This window comes from Novosphingobium sp., from assembly GCF_049240505.1.
GTDB lineage: Bacteria > Pseudomonadota > Alphaproteobacteria > Sphingomonadales > Sphingomonadaceae > Novosphingobium.
Genome location: NZ_JBMLSM010000233.1, coordinates 1 through 4,628, shown reverse-complemented (window position 1 = coordinate 4,628; position 4,628 = coordinate 1). Strand labels below are relative to the sequence as shown.

The 4,628-nt window shown below is 61.7% G+C and carries 5 protein-coding genes; 3 read left to right on the top strand and 2 right to left on the bottom strand.

Annotated elements, in window-relative coordinates:
• A partial coding sequence (aspS, locus tag ACOVQ0_RS19350) for an aspartate--tRNA ligase (RefSeq protein WP_421888439.1) occupies window positions 1–925 on the bottom strand: 925 nt, incomplete at its 3' end.
• A 141-nt stretch (window positions 926–1,066) separates the two neighbouring features.
• On the opposite strand from aspS, the gene rnd reads away from it, so the two are divergent.
• From rnd to ACOVQ0_RS19335, 3 genes are all read left to right on the top strand, one after another.
• A complete protein-coding gene (gene rnd, locus ACOVQ0_RS19345) occupies window positions 1,067–2,287 on the top strand; it encodes a ribonuclease D (RefSeq protein WP_421888436.1) in 1,221 nt (406 codons plus the stop codon).
• A gap of 7 nt (window positions 2,288–2,294) precedes the next feature.
• A complete protein-coding gene (locus ACOVQ0_RS19340) occupies window positions 2,295–3,191 on the top strand; it encodes a hydrogen peroxide-inducible genes activator (protein WP_421888433.1) in 897 nt (298 codons plus the stop codon).
• Window positions 3,192–3,281: 90 nt separating this feature from the next.
• The gene (locus tag ACOVQ0_RS19335; RefSeq protein ID WP_421888430.1) at window positions 3,282–3,638 is read left to right on the top strand and encodes an endonuclease domain-containing protein; all 357 of its coding nucleotides are present in this window, start codon (window positions 3,282–3,284) and stop codon (window positions 3,636–3,638) included.
• 156 nt (window positions 3,639–3,794) lie between these two features.
• Here the strand turns inward: ACOVQ0_RS19335 and pgsA are convergent, their stop codons facing one another.
• On the bottom strand, window positions 3,795–4,388 hold the full coding sequence (pgsA, locus tag ACOVQ0_RS19330; RefSeq protein ID WP_421888428.1) for a CDP-diacylglycerol--glycerol-3-phosphate 3-phosphatidyltransferase: 594 nt from the start codon (window positions 4,386–4,388) through the stop codon (window positions 3,795–3,797).
• Window positions 4,389–4,628 lie beyond the last annotated feature (240 nt).

Sequence of the window (4,628 nt, the reverse complement as noted above, 5' to 3'; positions counted from 1 at the left end):
TGAACTCGTCCGACACGTCCGAAATGATGATCGGGTTGCGCAGGTCCGGCTTGTCCGAACCATACTTCAGCATCGCTTCCGCATAGGGAATGCGCGGGAAGCTGCCGATGGGCGTCACCTTGCGGCCATTGGCAAACGCTTCGAACACGCCGCCGATCACCGGCTCCATCGTCTCCCAGACTTCTTCCTGCGTGACGAAGCTCATTTCCAGATCGAGTTGGTAGAACTCGCCCGGCAGACGATCGGCACGCGGGTCTTCGTCGCGGAAGCACGGTGCGATCTGGAAGTAGCGGTCGAAACCGGCCACCATCAGCAACTGCTTGTACTGCTGCGGCGCCTGCGGCAGCGCATAGAACTTGCCCGCATGAATGCGGCTCGGCACCAGAAAGTCGCGCGCGCCTTCAGGGCTGGAGGCCGTGAGAATCGGGGTCGAATATTCCGTAAAGCCAGCACCTTCCATGCGGCGGCGCATGTCGGAAATCACCTTGGTGCGCGTCACGATGTTGGCGTGCAGCGTTTCGCGCCGCAGATCGAGGAAGCGATAGCGCAGGCGGATATCCTCAGGATATTCCTGCTCGCCCGCCACCGGCATCGGCAACTCTTCCGCCGCCGAAAGCACGGTCGCACCGCGCGCATAGACTTCGATCGCACCCGTGGGGAGATTGGCGTTCACAGTGCCCTCCGACCGCGCTTTCACATCGCCATCGATCGTCACCACGGACTCAACGCGCAAGCCTTCAAGGATCGGCAGCGCCGGGCTGTCCACGTCGGCAACGATCTGCGTCATGCCATAGTGATCGCGCAGATCGACGAACAGCACACCGCCGTGGTCGCGCTTGCGATGTACCCAGCCCGAAAGGCGGACGCTCTGCCCGACATCACCGCGCGAAAGGGCGCCGCAGGTATGGGAACGGTAAAGGTGCATTGAAACTCTTTCCAATCGGTCTGCAATCGGGCAGGGGAAACTCTCGCGGCTAACAGGCGATGGCCGCGCATTTGTCAAGCCGCGCCCCCTGACGGGGGCACCACCGGGCCGCATCCCCTGCGCGCCATATAGAAAAGACCGATGAAGATACATCCCCTCATCACCACGACCGACGCTCTGGCAGATCTGTGCGAGCGTCTGGCGAAAGCCGATTTCGTCACCGTCGACACCGAATTCATGCGCGAGAACACCTATTGGCCGGAGCTGTGCCTGGTGCAGATCGCAGATGACAAGGAAGCCGCCGCGATCGATCCGCTGGCTCCCGGTCTCGACATGTCCCCCCTGCTCGACCTGATGTGCGAGAACGAGGACGTGCTGAAAGTCTTCCACGCTGGCGGTCAGGATGTGGAGATCATCTACAACCTCACCGGCAAGACCCCGCACCCGATCTTCGACACCCAGATCGCGATGATGGCGGTCAGCCAGTCCGAACAGATCGGCTATTCCAACCTCGTCGAATCGTGGCTCGGCCTGACGATCGACAAGGGCGCGCGCTTTACCGACTGGTCACGCCGCCCGCTTACCGAACGCCAGATCGAATATGCCATCGGCGACGTTACCCACCTGTCGAAGATCTTCCCCAAGCTGCTCAAGCGCCTGATCAAGACCGGGCGCGGCGAATGGCTCGATATCGAGATGGAAAAGCTGGCAGACCCGGAAAACTACCGGACAGACATGGAAACCGTCTGGCAGAAGATCCGCGCACCCAGCCGCAACCCTACCGTTCTGGGCCGTCTCAAGTCACTGGCTGCGTGGCGCGAACGTGAGGCGATGGACAAGAACATCCCGCGCGGCCGCATCATGCGCGACGAAACGCTGGCCGATATCGCCAGCCACCCCCCGCGCGAACAGCATGATCTGGCCAAAGTGCGGGGCCTTTCCACCGGATGGAAGGACAACGACATCGGCCGCCGCCTGATGCAGACGCTGGCCGATTCAAAGCCGCTGACCGAAGCCGAAATGCCACCCAAGACGCCGCGCGGCGCTCCGCTGGGCAAGGAAGGCGCACTGGTCGCCGATCTGCTCAAACTGCTGCTGAAAATCCGCAGCCGCGAGATCGACATTGCCGCTCGCCTGCTTGCCCGCACCGATGATCTCGAACTGCTTGCTGCCGGACAGCGCAAGAATCTGCCGATCCTCGAAGGTTGGCGCTTTGAACAGTTCGGCCGCGATGCGCTCGAACTGGTCGAGGGCAAACTCGCTTTCGCGGTAGTGAACGGCAAGCTCAAGATGGCACATATCGACAACATCGCCGACAAGGACGAGGCGGTTGTCGAAGCCGTCGTGCACGTGGACAAGTGATCCCGCAATGAGCACCTACCTGCCCACGCTCAAGCAGTTGCAATATCTCGTCGCGCTGCACGAACACGGGCATTTCGGGCGCGCCGCCGATTCCTGCTTCGTCTCGCAATCAACGCTGTCGGCGGGCCTGCGCGAATTGGAATCGCTGCTCGGCGTGGTGCTGGTGGAACGCACCCGTCGCGTCGTCCGCTTCACCCCGCTCGGCAATCAGGTCGTCGCCAAGGCGCACCGCCTGCTGCGCGAAGCCGAGGAACTTTCGGAACTGGTCCAAAGCCACGGCGCCCCGCTGGCGGGCGAACTGCGGATGAGCGTGATCCCCACCATCGCGCCGTTCCTGCTGCCGCGCATCCTTCCGCGCCTGCGCAAGGAGCGCCCGCAGCTCAAGCTCTTCCTGCGTGAAGAACCCAGCGCCGCCGCCATCGAATCGCTGCATCATGGCCGCGCCGATTGCGTGCTGCTCGCCCTCCCCTACGCCACAGGAGAGGTCGAGAGCGAGTTTCTGTTCAAGGACGAATTGCTCGTCGCTTTCCCCAAGGACGACCCGCGCGATCCACCCGCAACAATTACCGCCAGCATGATCGACGAAAACCGCCTGCTCCTGCTCGAAGACGGCCACTGCCTGAAAGAGCACGCGCTGGCCGCCTGCAACCGCCCCGAACTGCGCGCCAGCGCCACCATGATCGGCACCAGCCTCCACACGCTGGTCCAGATGGTCGACAACGGCCTTGGCCTGACCATGCTGCCGCAGATGGCCATCGACGCAGGCATCCTGCACGACACACAGATCGTAGCCCGCCCCCTGAAAGCCGACCACGCCTGGCGGGATATCGCGCTGGTATGGCGCCGCAACAGTCCGCGGGCGGAAGAGTTCAGGATGTTGGCTGGCGAACTGCGAGCGGGTTGACACTCCCCTTCCCCAGGGGGACGAACAAGTGCCGCCGTTGTCGAAGCAGCTGTTCTCGCCTGCATCCCTTCTGCCTGTACGCTGCACCGTGTGAAGAAAAATCCTCCTCCTCTGGCAATAAAACGCGCACGCGAAATGCGCCGCAATCCGACCGAAGCGGAAAAATCGATGTGGCGCCTTTTGCGAATGGCTTTTCCGCGAGCAAGGTTTCGCAGGCAGGTTCCAATCGCCCATGCCATAGTGGATTTTGCCAGTCATAGCCTTCGCCTTGTGATCGAGGTTGACGGCGGCCAACACAGTCCAGAAGCGGACAGATGGCGTGATGCGCAAATCAACAACGAAGGCTATCGCATCCTAAGGTTCTGGAACAACGATGTAATGGAAAACGCAGAAGGCGTCGCCCGCATCATCGCCGCGAACATGAATGCGCACTCCCTTCCCCCTTGATGGGGGAAGGATACGAAGGCTTGGCGGCTTGCCGCCGAGCCGAAGTTGGATGGGGGTGAAGCGACGTCTCCCCCAAAACACCCCCAACCAGCCTGCGCTAGCGAACAAGTTCGCAAGCTCCGGCATCCTTCCCCCATCAAGGGGGAAGAAAAAAGATCAATCCATGTGCTTCAAACCCACGCGCAGGTAATCCCACCCTGTCACCACAGTCAGCACCGCCGCCGCCCAAAGCGTCGTCAGCCCCACGGTATGCGGCACGTTCACCTCAATCCCGCCCACCGGCATCAGCCAGCCGGGCAAGGCCTGCCCCAGAATCAGCGCGCCCAGTGAGATCATCTGGAACGTGGTCTTCCACTTCGCCAGCTTGCTCACCGGCACCGAAACGCGGATGCCGCCCAGAAATTCGCGCAAGCCCGAAACCGCGATTTCGCGCAGCAGAATGATCAGCCCCGCAATCACGTGCATGTCGCCCACATAAGGCCCGCGCAAAATCCCCTGCGCGGTCAGCACCAGAATCACCGCCGCCACCATGATCTTGTCGGCAATCGGATCGAGGAAGATGCCCAGTTTGCTCACCGCGCCCTGCGCACGGGCAAGATAGCCGTCGAAGTAATCGGTGATCCCCATCAGGCAGTATACGCCAAAAGCCAGCGTATAGCCCAATCGCCATTCGGGCCACCACAGCAGCGCGGCAAGCAGGGGGACAGTCACGATCCGCGACAGGGTGAGCAGATTGGGCAGTGTCAGCATCGGCCACGGGCATAGCGCGCAAATGCGGCAAACGGAATCGCAACATTCACGTCCTACCGCACCGATCTTCAAAACCGCTTGCCCGTGCTTCTCACCGGGCTAAGGGTGACCCACGGAAAAGATGTCGGCAAAGGGTTCATGACAACATCGACGCATCTGGTGCGCACGCGCCGTTTCCTTCCGCTGTTCGTCACCCAGCTTCTGGGGGCCTTCAACGACAATCTCTACAAGAACGCGATG